This window comes from Pseudomonas sp. USTB-Z (genome assembly GCF_019691255.1).
GTDB lineage: Bacteria > Pseudomonadota > Gammaproteobacteria > Pseudomonadales > Pseudomonadaceae > Aquipseudomonas > Aquipseudomonas alloputida.
This window is the reverse complement of record NZ_JAECZP010000025.1, coordinates 1-19,701: the sequence shown is the minus strand read 5'-3', so window position 1 is coordinate 19,701 and position 19,701 is coordinate 1. Positions and strand designations below refer to the sequence as shown.

Annotated in this window: 14 protein-coding genes, 5 tRNA genes and 1 pseudogene; 8 read left to right on the top strand and 12 right to left on the bottom strand. The window is 62.4% G+C overall.

From position 1 onward, the window contains the following. Window positions 1-138: 138 nt before the first annotated feature. Together I8746_RS22950 and I8746_RS22945 are read left to right on the top strand one after the other, a co-directional pair. Entirely contained in the window at window positions 139-2,712 is a 2,574-nt protein-coding gene (locus I8746_RS22950; RefSeq protein WP_012053319.1) for a fimbria/pilus outer membrane usher protein, read from the top strand. Then, window positions 2,712-3,800, top strand: a complete 1,089-nt coding sequence (locus I8746_RS22945; protein ID WP_221101084.1) for a fimbrial protein — start codon at window positions 2,712-2,714, stop codon at window positions 3,798-3,800. The genes I8746_RS22950 and I8746_RS22945 overlap by 1 nt, the downstream gene beginning before the upstream one ends. 102 nt (window positions 3,801-3,902) lie before the next feature. Here I8746_RS22945 and I8746_RS22940 read toward each other — a convergent pair. The 5 genes from I8746_RS22940 to I8746_RS22920 form a co-directional block, all read right to left on the bottom strand. Next, window positions 3,903-3,978, bottom strand: a tRNA-Gly gene (locus I8746_RS22940). An 85-nt stretch (window positions 3,979-4,063) separates the two neighbouring features. After that, window positions 4,064-4,139, bottom strand: a tRNA-Gly gene (locus tag I8746_RS22935). Window positions 4,140-4,142: 3 nt separating this feature from the next. Further along, a tRNA-Glu gene (locus tag I8746_RS22930) sits at window positions 4,143-4,218 on the bottom strand. Between the two features lie 92 nt (window positions 4,219-4,310). After that, a tRNA-Gly gene (locus I8746_RS22925) sits at window positions 4,311-4,386 on the bottom strand. A gap of 2 nt (window positions 4,387-4,388) precedes the next feature. After that, a tRNA-Glu gene (locus tag I8746_RS22920) sits at window positions 4,389-4,464 on the bottom strand. 333 nt (window positions 4,465-4,797) lie between these two features. Between I8746_RS22920 and I8746_RS22915 the strand changes: the two genes are divergently transcribed. Next, window positions 4,798-5,565: a hypothetical protein gene (locus I8746_RS22915; protein ID WP_014754096.1), complete on the top strand. Its 768-nt coding sequence runs from the start codon at window positions 4,798-4,800 to the stop codon at window positions 5,563-5,565. Window positions 5,566-5,640: 75 nt separating this feature from the next. Here the strand turns inward: I8746_RS22915 and I8746_RS22910 are convergent, their stop codons facing one another. Both I8746_RS22910 and I8746_RS22905 read right to left on the bottom strand, forming a co-directional pair. Beyond that, entirely contained in the window at window positions 5,641-6,123 is a 483-nt protein-coding gene (locus I8746_RS22910; RefSeq protein ID WP_003247105.1) for a GAF domain-containing protein, read from the bottom strand. Next, entirely contained in the window at window positions 6,124-7,011 is an 888-nt protein-coding gene (locus I8746_RS22905; protein ID WP_003247104.1) for an ATP-binding protein, read from the bottom strand. A gap of 204 nt (window positions 7,012-7,215) precedes the next feature. Here I8746_RS22905 and I8746_RS22900 point away from each other — a divergent pair, with 204 nt between their 5' ends. Beyond that, window positions 7,216-9,573, top strand: coding sequence for a response regulator (locus I8746_RS22900; RefSeq protein ID WP_221101083.1), 2,358 nt, complete (start codon window positions 7,216-7,218; stop codon window positions 9,571-9,573). On the opposite strand, the gene I8746_RS22895 is transcribed toward I8746_RS22900, so the two are convergent. Both I8746_RS22895 and msrB read right to left on the bottom strand, forming a co-directional pair. Further along, the gene (locus I8746_RS22895; RefSeq protein ID WP_108190976.1) at window positions 9,563-10,051 is read right to left on the bottom strand and encodes a glutathione peroxidase; all 489 of its coding nucleotides are present in this window, start codon (window positions 10,049-10,051) and stop codon (window positions 9,563-9,565) included. The genes I8746_RS22900 and I8746_RS22895 overlap by 11 nt on opposite strands. 13 nt (window positions 10,052-10,064) lie before the next feature. Further along, entirely contained in the window at window positions 10,065-10,460 is a 396-nt protein-coding gene (gene msrB, locus I8746_RS22890; RefSeq protein WP_003247101.1) for a peptide-methionine (R)-S-oxide reductase MsrB, read from the bottom strand. Window positions 10,461-10,627: 167 nt separating this feature from the next. Between msrB and I8746_RS22885 the strand changes: the two genes are divergently transcribed. After that, complete coding sequence (locus tag I8746_RS22885; protein ID WP_003247100.1) at window positions 10,628-11,839, top strand: pyridoxal phosphate-dependent aminotransferase; 1,212 nt, start codon at window positions 10,628-10,630, stop codon at window positions 11,837-11,839. A gap of 498 nt (window positions 11,840-12,337) precedes the next feature. Continuing rightward, entirely contained in the window at window positions 12,338-13,225 is an 888-nt protein-coding gene (htpX, locus tag I8746_RS22880; RefSeq protein ID WP_004575939.1) for a protease HtpX, read from the top strand. A gap of 176 nt (window positions 13,226-13,401) precedes the next feature. Here the strand turns inward: htpX and I8746_RS22875 are convergent, their stop codons facing one another. Further along, window positions 13,402-14,052 (bottom strand): thiopurine S-methyltransferase, encoded by a 651-nt coding sequence (locus tag I8746_RS22875; protein ID WP_004575938.1) that lies wholly within the window; start codon window positions 14,050-14,052, stop codon window positions 13,402-13,404. 101 nt (window positions 14,053-14,153) lie between these two features. Between I8746_RS22875 and I8746_RS22870 the strand changes: the two genes are divergently transcribed. Continuing rightward, window positions 14,154-14,921 carry a class III extradiol ring-cleavage dioxygenase gene (locus I8746_RS22870; protein ID WP_064614035.1) on the top strand — a complete coding sequence of 256 codons (768 nt, stop codon included), beginning with the start codon at window positions 14,154-14,156 and terminating at the stop codon, window positions 14,919-14,921. Window positions 14,922-15,062: 141 nt separating this feature from the next. Here I8746_RS22870 and I8746_RS22865 read toward each other — a convergent pair. After that, window positions 15,063-16,776: pseudogene (locus I8746_RS22865) on the bottom strand (DEAD/DEAH box helicase). Between the two features lie 317 nt (window positions 16,777-17,093). Continuing rightward, the gene (locus I8746_RS22860) at window positions 17,094-17,849 is read right to left on the bottom strand and encodes a spermidine synthase (protein ID WP_003247095.1); all 756 of its coding nucleotides are present in this window, start codon (window positions 17,847-17,849) and stop codon (window positions 17,094-17,096) included. Window positions 17,850-17,965: 116 nt separating this feature from the next. On the opposite strand from I8746_RS22860, the gene I8746_RS22855 reads away from it, so the two are divergent. Further along, a complete protein-coding gene (locus tag I8746_RS22855; protein WP_003247094.1) occupies window positions 17,966-19,312 on the top strand; it encodes a class II 3-deoxy-7-phosphoheptulonate synthase in 1,347 nt (448 codons plus the stop codon). Window positions 19,313-19,701: the final 389 nt, after the last annotated feature.

Below are 19,701 nucleotides of genomic sequence, written 5' to 3'. Positions count from 1 at the left end.
GCCCCGCCTAACCTAGCGCCCTCGAACTCGGCGTACACCGTCTTTTGAAGCACCCCTGCGCCGCTGCTCGCTACACAACACAGCCACCCCACCGGTACTGCCTTGGCACTGACCGGTAGCGCAGCTCAGGACCCCCCAATGCCTCGACTCGATCGGCGCAGGCACCTGCCATCACGCCTACGCCTTGCCCCGCTTTCGCCACTGCTGGGTGCCTTTGTGACCTTGGCACCCGCCACCTCCACGCTTGCCGAAACCTCACCTGTCACGTTCCAGGCAGGCTTCATGCGCCAACCCCCTGGCCAGGCGACGGATGCCGGGGCGGTGGCGCTGCAGAGCCTGGCTGCACATACGCCGCTACCAGCAGGGCGCTATCGCGTTGCCCTGCTGGTAAACCTTGCCCCCATCGAAGAGCGGGAGCTGGAGTTCCATGCCGCAGCCAATGGTAGTGGCCTGCAACCCTGCCTGACCGGCGACGTGTTGCGTGCCCTGGACCTGCGCGAGCAAGCGCTTGAGACAGCCCTGCCCGAGGATGATAGCTGTGTCGACCTGGCAACCCTGATCCCGCAGGCTAGTGTCGACTTCGACCCGGCGCAGCTGCGCCTGTCGTTGTCGATCCCACAGGTTGCCCTGCGCCAGGACCGCTCGGGCAACGTGCCGCAAGAGCGCTGGGACGCGGGCATCAATGCAGCGTTCGTCAACTATCAGGTATCGGCCCAGCACAGCAGCCTGCGCGAAGGGCGCAACACAAGCAGCCAAGACCTCTACCTGAACAGTGGGATCAACCTGGGTGCCTGGCGCCTGCGCAGCCAACAGGCACTGCGCCAGGGCGATGACGGTACACGGCAATGGAGCCGCAGCGACACCTACGCCCAGCGTGACCTGCCCGGCCTGCGCGCGAACCTCACCCTGGGCGAAACCTTTACCGGCAGCGATGTATTTCGCAGCTTTGCTTTTTCTGGCGTGCGCCTGGCCTCCGACCAGGAGATGCTCTCCGATACCCTGCAGCAATATGCTCCGGTCATCCGCGGTGTTGCACAAACTCGGGCGAAGATCGAAGTGCTGCGCAACGGCTTCCCGATCTATTCCAGCTATGTAGCCCCGGGACCGTATGCCATCGACGACCTCAGCGTCGGTGCCGGTCACGGTGAGCTGGAGGTGGTGGTGACCGAAAGCGATGGGCAGGTCAGCCGCTTCATCCAGCCCTATTCATCGCTGGGGAGCCTGCTACGCGAAGGGGTGTGGCGCTATACGGGCACCGCTGGCCGCTACAACGGTGCCGAACACCTCGACAAGCCAGGGTTCTGGCAAACCACCCTGGCCCGCGGCGGCACCTGGAACAGCACGCTTTATGGCGGCCTGCTGGCCAGTGACTACTATCGCGCCTACGCACTGGGAGCGGCCCGCGACTTCGCTGACCTGGGTGCGTTGTCGCTGGACGTCACCCAGGCGAGCACCGACCTGGGTGGTTCGCTGGGGCAAGTGCAGGGGCAAAGCGTTGCCCTGCGCTATGGTAAAAGTTTCCAGACCCGCACCAGCCTGCGCTTTGCCGGCTACCGCTACTCCACCGAAGGCTACCGCGACTTTGACGAAGCCGTTCTGCAACGCAATGGCGCTTCGCGGTTTGCCGGTAGCCGGCGCAGCCGCCTGGAAGCCTCGGCATACCAGACCATGGGCCAAAGCAGCTCGCTGAGCCTGACCCTGTCGCAAGAGGACTACTGGCGCAGCGACTACCAGCGTCGTCAGTTCCAGTTGCAGTACAACACACGCCTGGGTGACCTCGGGGTCAATCTCTTCGCTTCGCAATCACTGAGCGAACGCAATACCGACAGCAGGATGTTCGGGCTGAGCCTGAGCCTGCCACTGGACTTCGGCCGCCGGCAGACCACCCGTTTCGACCTGCAACGCGTCAACGGCCAGTATAGCGAGCGCGCCAGCCTGCAAGGCGGTTTGCTGGATGACCGCCTCAGTTACTATGCGGCACTGACCAACGACCAGAACAACCGCAAGAGCGGCAACCTATCGCTTGCCTACCAGGGCAGCCAGGCCAGTTATGGCGTGGGGTACAGCGAAGGCAGCAACTATCGCACCCTGTCGCTGAACGCCAGTGGCTCGATGCTGGCCCATGCCGACGGCATCACTTTCGGCAGCTACATGGGGGAGACCACGGCGCTTGTACACGTACCCGACGTCGCCGATCTCGGCATGCAGAATGCCACTTCGACACGGACAGATGCCGATGGATACCTGCTGGTCCCATACCTGCGCCCTTATCGGGTCAATTCACTGGTACTCGACACCGACCAACTGCCCCCCGAAGTGGTCATCGACAATGGCAGCCAGCAAGTGGTTCCACGCCGAGGTGCAGTGGTCAAGGCCCGCTTCGACGCACGCCGGGTGGTGCGCATGGTGCTCACGCTGCAACACCCCGACGGCCGCCCACTGCCGTTCGGCGCCGACGTCAGCGATGCGCAAGGCAAGTCACTGGCCGTGGTCGGCCAGGCTGGGCAAACCCTGCTGGCAAGCACCCAGCAAGGTCCGCAACACCTGACGGTACGCTGGCAGGACGACGGCAATCAGCACTGCCAGGTGGCAGTGAACCCGCAAAACCTGCCACTGCTCGATGGCTTCCGCATGCAAACGCTGCAATGCCTGCCCGTATCGGTTGACGACACCAAACCGGCATCTGCCGACGACTCACAGGAACACGCCTAATGACCCCGCCCCACACCCGCCGCCTGCGCCTGCTTGCCTTGACCCTCTGCAACCTCATGCCCTGGCTGGTGGCGACCAGCGCGCAGGCCAACTGCAGCTGGGGCGCTGGCAGCGCAACCTACATGACCTTCAAAAACCAGAAGGTCAGTTTTTCGATCCCGCGCGATGCACCCGTCGGGACGCTCATCGGCGAGGCCAGTCTATACGCAAAAAATGACCAAGGGGCGACCTTGACCTGCTTCTATAACGCAGCCAACCCAGTCACTGCCAAGCTGCCCAACAGCGCACCACCGTTCGTCGGCAGCCTGCCCCTCATGGGCAACAAGAACGTGGATGGCATGGTGATGCAGACCAACATCCAGGGCGTGGGCGTTGCCATCGATCTTGGCTACCCCTTCAATGGCAGTGCCGACAATACCTTCACGCCCGACGCAGGCACTGGCATCCCCTACACCGGGACCATGACCAGGCCGACCTCGTTTGGCCTGCCACTGGACGCAATCCGCGGCAAGGCCAGCTTCATCAAGATTGGCGATATCGACCCAGGGCCGCAAGAAGTCGACGTGGAGGTGTTCCATGGTTTCATCCATGACTTAGGCAAAGTCATGGATTACAAGGTCCAGGCCACCATCACCCGCGCACAGTGCTCCCTGGCAGGAAACCAAGTGAATCCCGGCCTTGTGAACATGGGGGAATACAGCATCGATGACTTCAAGGGCGTCGGCACGCCCCTAAATTCTGTCCCATTCCAGATCACCCTCAACAACTGCGTGGACAGCAGTGCCCCGGGTGCCAAGCGTGCGGATATCCATCTGATGCTGGATACCAGCCAAGGCTCAGTCCCCATCGACCCCACCGAAGGCGTGTTCAGCATACTCCCGGGATCAGGCAGCGCCGACGGCGTCGGCATCCAGATACTGCGCAGCGACAACACCACAGCGATGCCCCTGCAGTCCGAGCAGTTGATCAAGGAACTGGATATTGGCCAAACCGTGCTGCATTTCAATGCCCGCTACGTGCAGACCGAGGCTCGGGTGACACCTGGCGTGGCCGCTGGCGCGCTGAACTTCACCGTTCACTACCGTTGAACCGTGCAAGCCCCTGAACAAGGGGCTTTAGCACAGGGTTGTATCGGGGTGAAATCGAGACGAAAAAAAAAGGGACCTGAGGTCCCTTTTTTATCTTACGTTTGGAGCGGGAAACGAGACTCGAACTCGCGACCCCGACCTTGGCAAGGTCGTGCTCTACCAACTGAGCTATTCCCGCATTGTGAAACTTTACCGCTTTCGGCGTGAAGCGCCTTGACGACCTTCACCACCACTGCACCGCATAGACGCCACAGTATTTAAACTGGAGCGGGAAACGAGACTCGAACTCGCGACCCCGACCTTGGCAAGGTCGTGCTCTACCAACTGAGCTATTCCCGCATTTGGCGTCCCCTAGGGGACTCGAACCCCTGTTACCGCCGTGAAAGGGCGGTGTCCTAGGCCACTAGACGAAGGGGACACACAACACTTTTCAGTGCACCAGAACATGAACCTCACGATTCAGCCTGGATTTTCTTTTCCTGCCCCGCCGTTAAGCAGTGCCGGAGAAACTGGAGCGGGAAACGAGACTCGAACTCGCGACCCCGACCTTGGCAAGGTCGTGCTCTACCAACTGAGCTATTCCCGCATTGGCGTCCCCTAGGGGACTCGAACCCCTGTTACCGCCGTGAAAGGGCGGTGTCCTAGGCCACTAGACGAAGGGGACACGCTGCTGGCATTACTGCCTGCTTTCACTCCCTGCTGCGTTTCGCTGTGTGCTTTACGCTGCAAGTGGCGCGCATTCTATGGATGGTTCGGGAAGGCGTCAACCCCTTTGTAGAAATTTATTTAAATCAATGACTTCCGGGTACACCAAGCGCTGTTTTGGCAAGCCTGCCGGGGTTTGGCGTTGATTTTCTGGCGTCAAGTCAGCATTAATGTGCCAGCATCCAGTCATGGCACAGTTTGCCGATAGAAAAAGAGAATGGCTGTCAGGGCCTCTCGCGAGCAAGCTCGCTCCTACACTCAATCATGCAAACCTATTCATGAGGCTTTAACGGTGACACCACTTCTGATCACCCTGCTCATCGTGGCGGGCATCGCGTTGCTGATCGTGATCGGCTACCTCAACAACGTGGTCGAGAATGGCAAGCTAGAACGCGCCCGGACGAAGATCGAGCTGGCCGACCGCCTGCGCCGTTGTGGCGAAATCACCGAGACATTCCCCGGCCAGTTCATGACCCCGGCCCTCAAGTTGCTGCTGACCCGCCTGGAGCTGAACCTCAACCAGCGCCTGCTGGCGGTGGACAAGCACAATGCCGAATTCAAGGCGCGCATCGCCGAACTGGAAGGGCTGATTGCCCTGGGCGACAAGATCCCGGTCAACAACCCACCCAACCCGATCCACACCGAGATCAAGGCCAAGGACGTACGCTTCTTGCTGGAGGCGCTGCACAATCAGGTGACCCGCGCTGCCCATGAAGGCTTTTTGCCCGCTGTCGAGGCCAAGCATTGGGTCAAGGAAATCCGCCATGTCCTGGTGCTGCTGCACATCGAGTTTTTCAACAACCTTGGTCAACAGGCCCTGCAAAAAGGCCAGCCCGGCCAGGCGCGCCTGGCCTTCGAGCGCGGCGTGCAGTATTTGCGCAAGCAGCCCGAGCCTAAGGTGTATGAAGAGCAGCTGACGTATCTTGAGAAACTGTTGGCCCGGGCCAATGCCCAGGTGCTGGACCGCATGGCACCGGCGGAGGACGAGCACAACGAATTGACCGATGGGCTCAAGACCGATGAGGAAGAAACCTGGAAGAAGAAGGTGATCTACGACTGATTGGTTAACCTGTACCGGCCTCTTCGCGGGTAAACCCGCTCCTACAAGCGAAGAGGCCGGCTCAGGCAACATCAATCAGCAGTCAGTCAACGCCAGAAAGATCGCCGCCAACCGCTCCAGCCCCACCTGGTCCGCCTCGCTGAACCGCCCGACCGTCGGGCTGTCCAGGTCCAGCACGCCAATCAACCTGCCGTCCTTCACCAACGGGATCACCAGCTCGCTGTTGGAGGCACTGTCACAGGCAATGTGGCCAGGGAATGCATGTACATCCTCGACCCGCTGGGTCTGCCGCGTTGCCGCCGCGGCGCCACACACACCTTTACTGAACGGAATGCGCACGCACGCCACCTGGCCCTGGAACGGGCCCAGCACCAGCTCTTCGTTGCGGTTTAGGTAGAACCCCGCCCAGTTCAGGTCGTCCACCTGGTTATACAGAAACGCGGAAAACTGCGCGGCGTTGGCGATGAAGTCACGCTCGTCGGCGAACAGTGCCTGCACTTGCGCCGCCAGCAGGTTATAGCCGTCGAGGCCGGCGCCACTGGCATTGAGGTCGATCATTTACTTTTGCTCCAGCAATTGCAGCCCGACCCAGTAGCGGGCGAACTGATAGGCACAACGGCCATTACGGTTGCCGCGGCCGGTGGCCCAGCGCACGGCGAGGATGTCGAGTGCTTCGGTGCGCTGCCACACAAGGCCCGCAGGTTGTGCCAACTGGCCAATCCAGTGCTCGACAACGTTCAGGAAGTGGTCCTGGGTAAACGGGTAGAACGACAGCCACAGGCCAAAACGGTCAGACAGGGCAATCTTGTCCTCCACCGCTTCGCTGGGGTGCAGTTCGCCGTCCACACGCTTCCAGTTCTCGTTGTCGCTCTCCTTCTCGGGCACCAGGTGGCGGCGGTTGGAGGTGGCGTACAGCAGCACGTTGTCCGGGGCCTGCTCCAGCGAGCCGTCGAGCACACTCTTGAGCACCCGGTAGTCGCCCTCCCCGGCTTCGAACGACAGGTCGTCGCAGAACAGGATGAAGCGTTGCGGCAACTTCTGCAGTTGCTCGACCACCCGCGGCAGGTCGGCCAGGTGGTCACGTTCGATTTCGATCAGGCGCAGGCCGGCGCTGGCGTGCTCAGCCAGCAAGGCACGTACCAGCGACGACTTGCCAGTACCGCGCGAGCCCCACAGCAGCGCGTGGTTGGCTGGCAGGCCGTTGATGAACTGGTGGGTGTTGCGGCCCAGCTGGTCGCGCTGTTTGTCGACGCCGATCAGGTCGGTCAGGCGGATGTCCAGGCTGACGTCCAGCGGCAGCAGGTAGCCGCTGCGGCCATCACGCTGCCAGCGCGCGGCCAGTGTGGTGCCCCAGTCGATGTGCGGGCGTTGTGCCGGCAACAGGGGTTCAAGGCGCGCCAGTACCGATTCGGCGCGGTCCAGAAAAGCGATCAAGCGAGCGTCCATGACGACTCCTAACAATCTCAGTTTTTTGGGGGCCGCTGCGCGCCCCTTCGCGGGCTTGCCCGCTCCCTCAGGGCTTGCCTTCAGCCTGGGGCTAAGCTGTACCTGTGGGAGCGGACAAGCCCGCGAAGGGGCGCCAAGCGGCCCCCGCTTGGCGATCAACTGAAATGAACAGACAGACCCACCAGCAGCCGGGGCTATTCGGCTATGCTTGCGCAGCGCAAGGAACGGGAAACCGGCTCGGGACTCATGGATATCAAGTTCACCAATCGCCTGTCATACAAGCAAGCCCGGTTGACAGTCCTGGTCGGCTTCATCCTGGGAACATTGCTCAGTCTCATCCAGATCGGCATCGATTATGCCAGCGAAGACGCGTCCATCAACCGTGAAGTGAACGCGTTGCTGCAAATCAGCCACAACCCGGCCTCGCGCATCGCCTACAACATCGACTCGGAACTGGCGCTGGAGCTGACCCGCGGCCTGCTGCAGTCGCCGGCCGTCATCCGCGCACGGCTGATCGACAACAACGAAACGGTACTGGCCGATGTCGAGCGGCCAAAACTGCAGGACCGCTCCCGGCCACTCAGCGACTTCCTGTTCGGCGAGCAACGCCAGTTCAAGGAGCGCCTGTACCTGACCCACATGCCAGAGCAATACCTGGGCACCCTGTACCTGGACATCGACACCTTCGCCTTCGGCAGCCGTTTTCTCGACCGTGCCGGCATCACCCTGCTCAATGGCTTTGCCCGCAGCCTGGTGCTCACCGGCCTCCTGCTGGCGCTGTTCTACATGATGCTGACCAAGCCGCTGGTGACGGTGATTGGCGCACTCAGCGGCAGCGACCCGCGCAAACCCCGGCAAACGCGCCTGGAATGCCCACACGGACATGAGCATGACGAAATCGGCGTGCTGGTGAAGGTCGCCAACCAGCAGTTCGTCAGCATGGCCACCGAGATCGAACAGCGGCGCACTGCGGAAAACCGTCTGACCCAGTACCTGAACGAGCTGGAAGACATCGTGTCGGCGCGCACCAACGAGCTCAAGGCCAGCAACAGCAGCCTGAGCCTGTCCAACCAGGAGCTGGAACAAGCCCGCAGCCGAGCGCTGGACATGGCCCAGGCTCGCGCCGCCTTCCTGGCCAACATGAGCCATGAAATCCGCACCCCGCTCAACGGCATGCTGGGCATGATCGCCCTGGCGCTGGACAACCCGCTGCCCAGCGAGCAACGCCAGCAACTGGCTATCGCCCATGACTCGGGCAAGGTGCTGGTAGAGCTGCTGAACGATATTCTCGACTTGTCCAAGTTCGATGCCGGCCAGCTGGAACTGGAACGCATTGCGTTCGACATGGGCTCGATGATGGAAGACACCGCCAACCTGCTGTCGCAGAACACCGCGCAAAGCGTGGAGCTGACCTGCCTGATCGCCAGCGACTTCCCCAGCAGCGTGCTCGGCGACCCCACGCGTGTGCGGCAGATCGTCAGCAACCTGCTGTCCAACGCGCTGAAGTTCACCCGCTTCGGCCGTGTCGATGTGCGCTTGATGGCCATTGTCGGTGGTGTACGTCTTGAGGTACGGGATACCGGCATCGGCATCCCTGAAGACGCCCAGGCGCGCATCTTCCAGCCTTTCACCCAGGCCGGTGCCGGCATCACCCGCCAGTACGGTGGCACCGGCCTGGGCCTGGCGTTGACGCGTAACCTGTGCAAGGCCATGCAGGGCCACCTGCACATTCGCTCCGAGCCGGGCTTTGGCAGCTGTTTCACCGCCGAATTGCCGCTGACCGTGCACACCGAAGCCATCCCGCCAGCACCCTTGCATGGCCGCGTGGCCGCACTGAGCGCAGCCGGCAGCGGGCTCAATGAACTGTTGCAGCACTTGCTGCCTGCCTGGGGCCTGACCTACCAGCGCCATGACAGTTGCGCCACGCTGGATGCCGCAGTGATCGACCTGTTGATCACCGACGACGTCGAGCACCTGTTCGAACTGCGACCAGCATTGAAAACCCCGATTCTGCTGGTGACTGCCTACGGCAACTTCCTGCCCAACGAGCAGTCCTTGGCCTTGGCCCCGCTGCACCAGCTGGCCCGACCATTGGCACGCAACGCCCTGTACCAGACCCTGCGCCGCACCTTGCAAGGCCATGAACCCGAACACCCGCTGGCCATCCCGGCCATTACCCAGGAGCAAGGCCGTGCGAGGATCCTGCTGGTAGAGGACAATCCGGTGAACCAGCTGGTGGCCAAGGGCATGCTGGCCAAGCTCGGCTGCCAGGTGCAACTGGCCACCCAGGGCGCGGAGGCCCTTGAGCTGCTGGCGCGTGAGGAATTCGACCTGGTGCTGATGGACTGCAACATGCCGGTGATGGACGGCTACGAGGCCAGCCGGCGTATCCGCCAAAGCGGTCGCTGGCCCGAGTTGCCGATCGTCGCCCTCACCGCCAACGCCATGCCCGAAGAGCGCGAACGCTGCCGGGCGGCGGGCATGAACGACTACCTGGCCAAGCCATTCCGCCGCGAAGAGCTACTGGCCCTGGTCGACCATTGGGTGCCCTTCAGCGGCTGAGCAAACGCTCGATGTCCGCCTGCAGGGCCTGTGGCTTGGTGGAGGGGGCATAGCGCTTGACCTGGCCACTGGCCGGGTCGACCAGAAACTTGGTGAAGTTCCACTTGATCTTCTGGCTACCCAAAATACCCGGGGCGCGTTGCTTGAGTTCGACGAACAGAGGGTGAGCGCCTGGGCCGTTGACCTCGACCTTGCGAAACAGCGGAAAACTCACGCCGAAATTACGCTCGCAGAACTGCGCAATGTCCCGCGCATCGCCAGGTTCCTGCTTGCCGAACTGGTTGCACGGGAAACCCAGTACCACCAGGCCACGGTCGCGGTAGGCCTGCCACAGTTGCTCCAGGCCCTTGTACTGCGGGGTAAAACCGCACTGGCTGGCGGTATTGACCACCAACAGCACCTTGCCCGGGAAGTCGCCCAGCGTCTTGTGCTCGCCACCCAGGGTCACACAGGGGATGTTCAGCATCGTTGCAGCCATGATCGGGCTCCGGTCAGTCGCGCGGACGAAGGTCGATGCACACCGAGTTGATGCAGTAGCGCAGGCCGGTCGGTGGCGGGCCGTCAGGGAACACATGCCCCAGGTGCGCATCGCAACGGGCGCAGGTGACCTCGGTGCGGATCATGCCGTGGGAGGTGTCGCGAATCTCGATCATCGCGCTGTCCTCGATCGGGGCGTAGAAACTTGGCCAACCGCAGCCAGCGTCGAACTTGGTCTGCGCATCGAACAGCGCCAGGCCGCAGCAAATGCAATGGTAGATGCCATCGCGGCGCTCGCTGTTGTACTTGCCGCTGAATGGCCGTTCGGTGCCCTTGAGGCGGCAGACCTGGTACTGCTCGGGGTCGAGCATCGACCGCCATTCGTCCAGGGTTTTTTCGATCTTTTTCATGTAGAAACCTCGGCAGGCTGAATTTCACCCCACACCGTCTTTTCCGGGGCGCGGGTGGCACGTATATTAGTTGGCTTCGTGTGCCAGGCGTTCAGTCTGGCACCCGCTTCCTGCCCTTTCAAACCTTTCGGCGGGGCGTAGCGCGTTTTCTCAATCGGGATCCCATCATGCAGTTCAGCAAATCGAACAAGCTCGCCAATGTCTGCTACGACATTCGCGGCCCAGTGCTCAAGCACGCCAAACGCCTGGAGGAGGAAGGCCACCGCATCCTCAAGCTGAACATCGGCAACCCGGCGCCGTTTGGCTTCGAGGCGCCTGATGAAATCCTTCAGGATGTGATCCGCAACCTGCCCACCGCACAGGGCTACAGCGACTCCAAAGGCCTGTTCAGTGCCCGCAAGGCGGTGATGCAGTACTGCCAGCAGAAAGAAATCGAAGGCGTCACCATCGAGGACATCTACCTGGGTAATGGTGTGTCCGAGCTGATCGTCATGTCGATGCAGGCGCTGCTCAACAACGGCGACGAAGTGCTGATCCCGGCCCCCGACTACCCGCTGTGGACTGCCGCCGTGAGCCTGGCCGGCGGCAAGCCGGTGCACTACCTGTGCGACGAGCAGGCCGACTGGTTCCCTGACCTTGAGGACATCAAGGCCAAGATCACCCCGAACACCAAGGCGCTGGTGATCATCAACCCGAACAACCCGACCGGCGCCGTCTACTCCAAAGAGCTGCTGCTGGGCATGCTGGAGCTGGCCCGCCAGCACAACCTGGTGGTGTTCTCCGACGAGATCTACGACAAGATCCTGTACGACGAAGCCGTGCACATCAGCACCGCCTCGCTGGCCCCGGACCTGCTGTGCCTGACCTTCAACGGCTTGTCCAAGTCGTACCGGGTGGCGGGCTTCCGCTCTGGCTGGCTGATCATTTCCGGGCCCAAGCACCACGCACACAGCTACATCGAAGGCATCGACATGCTGGCCAACATGCGCCTGTGCGCCAACGTGCCGGCCCAGCATGCCATCCAGACCGCGCTGGGCGGCTACCAGAGCATCAACGACCTGGTGCTGCCACCGGGGCGCCTGCTGGAGCAGCGCAACCGCACCTACGAACTGCTCAACGACATCCCCGGCGTCAGCTGCGTGAAGCCGATGGGCGCGCTGTATGCATTCCCGCGGATCGACCCGAAGGTTTGCCCGATCCTCAACGACGAGAAGTTCGCCCTTGACCTGTTGCTGTCGGAGAAGCTGCTGATCGTACAAGGAACGGCGTTCAACTGGCCGTGGCCGGACCACTTCCGCGTGGTGACCTTGCCGCGGGTGGACGACCTGGAAGCAGCCATTGGCCGGATCGGCAATTTCCTGAAGGGTTATTCGCAGTAGGGTTCGACGGGGGCCACGAGAGGTTCGACGCGGGGGTGGTGGTGGGGCGCAGATCGAGCGCCGCCCGCGCGGCGCTTCGCGGGTAAACCCGCTCCTACGTTTGTTTCGGGCCAATTATGCCTGTGGGATTTGCGCGCGAACGCCCTGGCGCATGGCTCGATATCGCGTCGTACAAACAAGGCGATCGCGCGCGCCTGGCACAGGATGGACTGGCCCGAAACAAACGTAGGAGCGGGTTTACCCGCGAAGCGCCGCGCGGGCGGCGCTCGATCTCACAGGCGCCACACCCCTTGCGGCAAACACCCAGCAGCCTTGACGCAACCCCCAAGCCGAATGTTTCTTACATCCTGCAACGCTCTATCCCACAGCCCCCACGCCATCCTCTGCCATACTCCGCCGTACACAGTTTGAAATAGTCCCCCGATTGAATCGGCGCGGCAGGCCCCTTATATACCCCGCAGTAAGCGACAACTCATCCGTCAGGAGAACGTAACAACCATGATGCGCATTCTGTTGTTTGTAGCCACCAACCTCGCGGTGGTGCTGGTTGCAAGCATTACCCTGAGCCTGTTCGGTTTCAACGGGTTCATGGCCGCCAACGGGGTCGACCTGAACCTCAGCAGCCTGCTGGTGTTCTGCGCCGTGTTCGGCTTTGCCGGCTCCCTCGTCTCGCTGTTCATCTCCAAGTGGATGGCGAAGATGACCACCGGCACCCAGATCATCAGCCAGCCGCGCACCCGCCACGAGCAGTGGCTGCTGCAAACGGTCGAAGAGCTGTCTCGCGAAGCGGGCATCAAAATGCCTGAAGTGGGTATCTTCCCGGCTTACGAGGCCAACGCCTTCGCCACCGGCTGGAACCGCAACGACGCGCTGGTCGCAGTGTCCCAGGGCCTGCTGGAGCGCTTCTCGCCCGATGAAGTGCGTGCGGTACTGGCCCACGAAATTGGCCACGTTGCCAACGGCGACATGGTCACCCTGGCGCTGGTGCAGGGCGTGGTGAACACCTTCGTGATGTTCTTTGCCCGCATCATCGGCAACTTTGTCGACAAGGTGATCTTCAAGAACGAAGAGGGCCAAGGCATTGCCTACTATGTAGCAACCATCGTTGCCGAGCTGATCCTTGGCATCCTGGCCAGCATGATCGTGATGTGGTTCTCGCGCCGCCGCGAATTCCGCGCAGACGAAGCCGGTGCGCAACTGGCCGGTACTGCGGCAATGATCGGCGCCCTGCAGCGCCTGCGCGTGGAACAAGGCCTGCCAGTGCACATGCCTGACACCATGAAGGCTTTCGGCATCAATGGCGGCCTCAAGCACGGCCTGGCAGGGTTGCTGATGAGCCACCCGCCGCTGGAAGAACGCATTGAGGCCCTGCGCCGCCGCGGCTGATCCACCTGAGAAAACAAAGGGCGACTTCGGTCGCCCTTTTTTATTCCCGGCCTTACGCAGCTTCTGTGGGAGCGGGCGCGCCCGCGAACACCGGCAAAGCCGGTGCCATCTAACGCGCCGCCTGGTTCGCGGGCACGCCCGCTCCCACATGGGCCGGGGCAGCCCGCCCTCCCTGCTTACCGGCTGAGCCGGTACACCCGCTCCAACAAACTCGAGGCCCCGGCCTGCACAAACTTCGGGCTCTCCTCAATCACCTCCACAGCCTCCAGTTGCTCCACCTGCCACCCCGCAAACCCCTGCCTCAGCTCTTCATCCCTGACCGAAAACGGCGGCCCGGCCAACAATGACTGGTCATACTCCAGCGTCACCACCAACCCCCGGCAGCTTGTCGGCAGCAACCCCGACAACAGCTGCATATACCGCGCACGCATCTGCACCGGCAGCGCAATCACCGCCGCCCGGTCATACAGCCCCACGCAGTCAGCCACATCCTCTGCCCGCAAGGCAAAGAAGTCGCCACACCACAGCTGCACATCTCCACTGCGCCAAACCTCGAATGCGCCCTGCTGCCGCACCTCAGCCTCAAGCCCGTGCTCACGGAAAAAATCCTCCACCGCCCGCCGCGACAGCTCCACACCCAATACACGATGGCCCTGACCGGCCAGCCAGGCCAGGTCCAGGCTCTTGCCACACAACGGCACCAGCACGCGGCTGCCGGGCGCCAACTGCAACTGTGGCCAATACGTCTGCAGATAGGGGTTCACCTGCGCCTGGTGAAAGCCGATCTGGTTATCGGCCCACCGCTGCTGCCAGAACGCTGGTTCCATGATTACTCCCGATTTTTAGATGATTTGTCGGTAAAACTTGGTTTGGATTTCGATCTGTAGTTAATCGATGATGGTTGCATCTTAACCTTCAGGACCCCGCCATGCTGCCCAGCCTGTTCATTTCCCATGGTTCCCCCATGCTTGCCCTGCAACCCGGCGCCAGCGGGCCGGCACTGTCCGGGTTGGCCAACGCCCTGCCACGGCCGAAAGCGATCGTGGTGGTGTCGGCACACTGGGAAAGCCGCGAGCTGCTGGTCACCGGCAGCGCACAGCCGGAAACCTGGCATGACTTCTACGGTTTCCCACCGGCCCTGTATGCGGTGCAGTACCCGGCGCCGGGCGAGCCCGGGCTTGCTGGCCAGGTCAGTGAGCGGTTGAAGGCTGCGGGGTTACCCGCGCACCTGGACATGCAACGCCCATTCGACCATGGCGCCTGGGTGCCACTGTCGCTGATGTACCCGGATGCGAGCATTCCCGTGGTGCAGGTTTCACTGCCCAGCCACATGGGGCCGGCGCTGCAGCTAAAAGTGGGCCAGGCACTGGCGGGGTTGCGTACCGAGGATGTACTGCTGATAGGGTCAGGCAGCATTACCCACAACCTGGGTGAGCTGGACTGGCATGCAGGGCCGGATGTGATCGAGCCATGGGCGCTGGCGTTCAGGGATTGGGTGGTAGACCGGCTGCAGGAGGATGACCAGGCGGCGTTGCTGGATTACCGGCAGCAGGCGCCGTTTGCGGTGCGCAACCATCCCAGTGATGAGCATTTGCTGCCGCTGTTCTTTGCCCTCGGGGCCGGGAGCAAGTTCGGCGTGGTGCATCAGGGGTTTACCCTGGGCGCGCTGGGGATGGACATCTATCGGTTCGACTGAAGGGCCTCTTCGCGGGCAAGCCCGCTCCTACAGGTACTGAAATCTGTGGGGTACCTGTAGGAGCGGGCTTGCCCGCCAAAGGGCCGGTACTGGCAAAAAAAATCCCCGACCTAAGCCGGGGATTTTTTCGTTACGCCAGGATCAATCCTCGCGGTAGCGACGCAGCTTCAGCTGCTTGCCAGCCACGCGGGTGTCCTTGAGCTTGGACAGCAGCTTCTCGAGGCCGTCTTCCGGCAGCTCGACCAGGCTGAAGCTGTCGCGCACCTGGATGCGGCCGATAGCGTCACGCGCCAGGCCACCTTCGTTGAGGATCGCCCCCAGCAGGTTCTTGGCAGCGATGCCATCACGGGCACCCAGGGCGGTACGGCAACGCACGCGGCCTTCGGCCAACGGCAGCGGTGCACGGCGCTCACGATCACCACGGTCAGGACGCTCGCCACGCTCACCGCGCTCGGTACGCTCACCACGCGGGGCGAAGCTCGGCACCAGTGGCTGCTCGCGCTCTACCGCCGCCAGGTCCAGCGCCTGGCCATTGGTGGCCTTGCGCAGCAGGGCCGAAGCCAGAGCACGCGCGCTGCAACCCAGGTCGGTGGTCAGGCGGTCGAACAGCTCGCCGTGGGTGGCTTCTGCTTCGGCTACCAGCGGCGCCAGGCTCGAGGTCAGCTTCTTGATGCGGGCATCCAGCACGGCCTGGGCATTCGGCAGGCGCGCTTCGGCAACCTTCTGCCCGGTAACACGCTCGATCACCTGCAGCATGCGGCGCTCACGCGGGGTAACCAGCAACAGTGCACGGCCATCGCGACCGGCACGGCCAGTACGGCCGATACGGTGTACGTAGGACTCTGGGTCGTACGGCATGTCAACGTTGAACACGTGAGTGATGCGCGGTACGTCCAGGCCACGGGCAGCGACGTCGGTGGCGACGACGATGTCCAGGCGGCCATCCTTGAGCGAGTCGATCACGCGCTCACGCTGGTTCTGGGCGATATCGCCGTTCAGTGCAGCAGCCTTGTAGCCTTTGGCTTCCAGCGCGGCGGCCAGGTCCAGGGTGGCTTGCTTGGTACGCACGAAGGCGATCAGCGCGTCAAACTCTTCCACTTCCAGCAGACGCAGCACAGCCGGGATCTTCTGGTCCGCGTGGACCATCAGGTGGGCCTGCTCGATCGCGGTAACGGTCTGGGTCTTGGTCTGGATCTTGACGTGCTTGGGTTCACGCAGGTGACGCTCGGCGATCGAACGGATCGACGACGGCAGGGTAGCGGAGAACAGTACGGTCTGACGGGTAGCCGGGATTGCGTCGAAGATCACTTCGAGGTCGTCCATGAAGCCCAGCTTCAGCATCTCGTCGGCTTCGTCCAGTACCAGGTACTGTACGGTCGACAAGACTTTTTCGTCACGACGCAGGTGGTCGCACAGACGGCCCGGGGTGGCCACGACGATTTGCGCGCCGTTGCGGATCGCACGCAGCTGTGGGCCCATCGGGGCACCACCGTAGACGGCGACAACGTTCACGCCCGGCATCTGCTTGGCGTAGGTTTCGAAAGCGGTAGCAACTTGCAGCGCCAACTCACGGGTTGGCGCCAGGATCAGGGCTTGCGGTTCGCGCTTGCTCACATCGATCTTGTTCAGGATCGGCAGGGCGAAGGCAGCGGTTTTGCCGGTGCCAGTCTGCGCCTGGCCGATCATGTCGTGACCGGCGAGGATGATCGGGATCGATTGTTGCTGAATGGCGGACGGCTCTTCGTAGCCGGTAGCCACAACGGCAGCAACAATGTTCGGGTTAAGATCGAGAGCGGCGAAGCCGCCGGTTTCCTGGGTCATGGGTCTGCCTCTAGGTGCATCCGCAAAGACCCATGCTCCAAAGCTGCACATGCCTTGAAAGACCGTCAGGTCACCCAGGCAGCTTTGGCGGCGGGGATTTGCGAAAACGATTGAAAAAGAAAACTTGGGAAGGTCCGCCTAGCGGACGCGCAGCCGAAGCTGGACTCGGAGGATTTGCACCACCTGATTTTGAGGTCCGCTAAAAGACCGGCGCGTACTATACCTGAAATAGTCGCGTACGTGAGGAATATTTTCATGGAGGCAGGGCCAGTATCGGGCCATCAAGCACGACAGGCTGAATCGATAATCCCCTGAAGCCTGGCGCGCTCGGTGTCGGCGCGCGTCAGCCACTCACGTCGCCGGCCGAATCTCGCGGATCAGCCCCTCGAGGCTGTACCCCAAACGCGGCGCCAGCGCCTCGGCCCGGGCCCTCAAACCGTCCAGGTCCAGCGACTGCTCCAGGTCTGCCGGCACCAGCAAAATCACATTGCCCTCCTTCACAGGCAGTTCCCAGTAATGCCGGTGGTACAACCCGCGCAACAACGCCGCGCCCAGCGGCCTGCCATCATCGGTGGCCCACTGGTTGATCACCAGCCAGCCGCCCGGGTTCAGGTGCTGCTGGCAGTTCTCCAGAAAGTTCCACGCCAGGTGCCCGACCCCAGGACCATGGTCGGTGTACAAGTCAACGAACAGCAGGTCGGCCTTCTCTGCAGTGGGCAGCAGCTCCAGAGCATCGCCGATGCGCACATACAGCCGCGGGTCGTCGTCCAGGCCCAGGTAATCCATGGCCAGGCGCGGCACATCCGGGCGCAGCTCGATGGCCTCGATGTCTTCCAACGGCAGGAACTTCATGCAGGCCTGGGTCAGCGTGCCGGCGCCCAGGCCCAGAAACAGTGCACTCTCAGGCAGTTCGTGGCACAGCGCCCCCACCAGCATGGCGCGGGTGTAGTCGTACTCCAGCCAGCTGGGGTCGGCGGTGAACACACAGCTTTGCTCGATCGCATCGCCGAATTCCAGAAAGCGGTAGTCGTCTACTTCGTACACGCTGATGACGCCAAACGCATCTTCCACCCGTGCCAGCAGCCGCTCTTGCCGTTCCGCCGTCATGTCCACCACCCGCCTGCGCAAAAACGCGCATTGTCCGCCAACACCCTTGATGCAACAAGCGCAGCGCCAACTGTTACCATGGCCCATAGCCTACAACCGACAAGACCGAGCCCAAGATGAACCAACCGTGGAGCCCCGACAGCTGGCGTGCCCTGCCGATCCAGCAGCAACCGACCTACCCCGATGCCGCGCACCTGCTGAAGGTTGAACAGACCCTGGCCAGCTACCCGCCGCTGGTGTTCGCGGGTGAGGCGCGCGAGCTGCGCCGGCAGTTCGCCGAGGTCACCGAAGGCCGTGCCTTTCTGCTTCAGGGCGGTGATTGCGCCGAGAGCTTCGCCGAGTTCTCGGCTGCAAAAATCCGCGACACCTTCAAGGTGTTGCTGCAAATGGCCATTGTCATGACCTTTGCCGCCGGCTGCCCGGTGGTGAAAGTGGGGCGTATGGCCGGGCAGTTCGCCAAACCGCGCTCATCTGGCGATGAAACCATTGGCGACATCACCCTCCCCGCCTACCGTGGCGACATCGTCAACGGCATCGGTTTCGACGCCAAAAGCCGCATTCCGGACCCGGAACGCCTGCTGCAGGCCTACCACCAGGCCACCGCCAGCCTCAACCTGCTGCGCGCGTTCGCCCAGGGCGGGTTTGCCGACCTGCACCAGGTGCACAAGTGGAACCTGGACTTCATCGCCAACTCGGCGCTGGCCGACAAGTACCACCAGTTGGCCAATCGCATCGATGAAACCCTGGCGTTCATGCGTGCCTGTGGCCTGGACAGTGCGCCGCAACTGCGCGAAACCAGCTTCTTCACGGCTCACGAAGCGCTGCTGCTGAACTATGAAGAAGCCTTCGTACGCCAGGACAGCCTGACTGGCGACTACTACGACTGCTCGGCGCACATGCTGTGGATCGGCGACCGCACCCGCCAGCTCGATGGGGCCCATGTGGAGTTCCTGCGTGGCGTGCACAACCCGATCGGGGTCAAGGTTGGCCCGAGCATGAACCCCGAAGAGCTGATCCGCCTGATCGACACGCTCAACCCGGCGAACGACCCGGGGCGTTTGAACCTGATCGTGCGCATGGGCGCGGGCAAGGTTGGCGACCACTTGCCTGGGCTGATCCGCACTGTCGAGCGCGAGGGGCGCAAGGTGCTGTGGAGTTCCGATCCGATGCACGGCAACACCATCAAGGCCAGCAGCGGTTACAAGACCCGCGATTTTGCGCAGATTCTGGATGAGGTGAAGCAGTTCTTCCAGGTACACCAGGCCGAGGGCAGCCATGCTGGCGGTATCCATATCGAGATGACTGGGCAGAACGTCACCGAATGCATCGGCGGTGCGCGGCCGATCACCGAGGATGCGTTGTCTGACCGGTATCACACCCATTGTGATCCGCGGATGAATGCTGATCAGTCGCTGGAGTTGGCATTCCTGATTGCCGAAACCCTCAAGCAGGTACGGCGCTGAGCGCTTTTCGCTTTTGATCTTGCTTCTAAGTGCGCGGTAGTTCAGGCAACGCAGATTGCGACTTCAGGAGGCCTTGCGGCCATCGCAAATGGACTGTACGCCCGATCAGAACCAGCGCTTAAGCTTTTGGGCTTTTGGGCCTTTGGGTTGTGCGCTTTCACATCAAGTAGACATTCATTCACGATGTGGGCGCCTATTCACCTTTCCGCCCTTCCGGCGGGTTACTTTGGTCGTGGCCAAAGTAACCAAAACCGTCGGCTCCTATCATCCGGCCCCTACGCTGCGCTCCGGGGTCCCCTCGCTCCGGGCTTGCTCCCGGGAGGACCGCGCTGCAGGCCCCATCCTGGGGCCCAGCGCTTGACGGGCATCCATGCCCGTCACCTCCCTCC

What these genes read in the sequence shown, in the direction of transcription:
- I8746_RS22950 (WP_012053319.1), top strand. Translation starts at nt 139, where the DNA reads ATGCCTCGACTCGATCGGCGCAGGCACCTGCCATCACGCCTACGCCTT.
- I8746_RS22945 (WP_221101084.1), top strand. Translation starts at nt 2,712, where the DNA reads ATGACCCCGCCCCACACCCGCCGCCTGCGCCTGCTTGCCTTGACCCTC.
- I8746_RS22910 (WP_003247105.1), bottom strand. Translation starts at nt 6,123, where the DNA reads ATGATCGACCTCAATGCCAGTGGCGCCGGCCTCGACGGCTATAACCTG.
- I8746_RS22905 (WP_003247104.1), bottom strand. Translation starts at nt 7,011, where the DNA reads ATGGACGCTCGCTTGATCGCTTTTCTGGACCGCGCCGAATCGGTACTG.
- I8746_RS22900 (WP_221101083.1), top strand. Translation starts at nt 7,216, where the DNA reads ATGCTTGCGCAGCGCAAGGAACGGGAAACCGGCTCGGGACTCATGGAT.
- I8746_RS22895 (WP_108190976.1), bottom strand. Translation starts at nt 10,051, where the DNA reads ATGGCTGCAACGATGCTGAACATCCCCTGTGTGACCCTGGGTGGCGAG.
- msrB (WP_003247101.1), bottom strand. Translation starts at nt 10,460, where the DNA reads ATGAAAAAGATCGAAAAAACCCTGGACGAATGGCGGTCGATGCTCGAC.
- I8746_RS22885 (WP_003247100.1), top strand. Translation starts at nt 10,628, where the DNA reads ATGCAGTTCAGCAAATCGAACAAGCTCGCCAATGTCTGCTACGACATT.
- htpX (WP_004575939.1), top strand. Translation starts at nt 12,338, where the DNA reads ATGATGCGCATTCTGTTGTTTGTAGCCACCAACCTCGCGGTGGTGCTG.
- I8746_RS22875 (WP_004575938.1), bottom strand. Translation starts at nt 14,052, where the DNA reads ATGGAACCAGCGTTCTGGCAGCAGCGGTGGGCCGATAACCAGATCGGC.
- I8746_RS22870 (WP_064614035.1), top strand. Translation starts at nt 14,154, where the DNA reads ATGCTGCCCAGCCTGTTCATTTCCCATGGTTCCCCCATGCTTGCCCTG.
- I8746_RS22860 (WP_003247095.1), bottom strand. Translation starts at nt 17,849, where the DNA reads ATGACGGCGGAACGGCAAGAGCGGCTGCTGGCACGGGTGGAAGATGCG.
- I8746_RS22855 (WP_003247094.1), top strand. Translation starts at nt 17,966, where the DNA reads ATGAACCAACCGTGGAGCCCCGACAGCTGGCGTGCCCTGCCGATCCAG.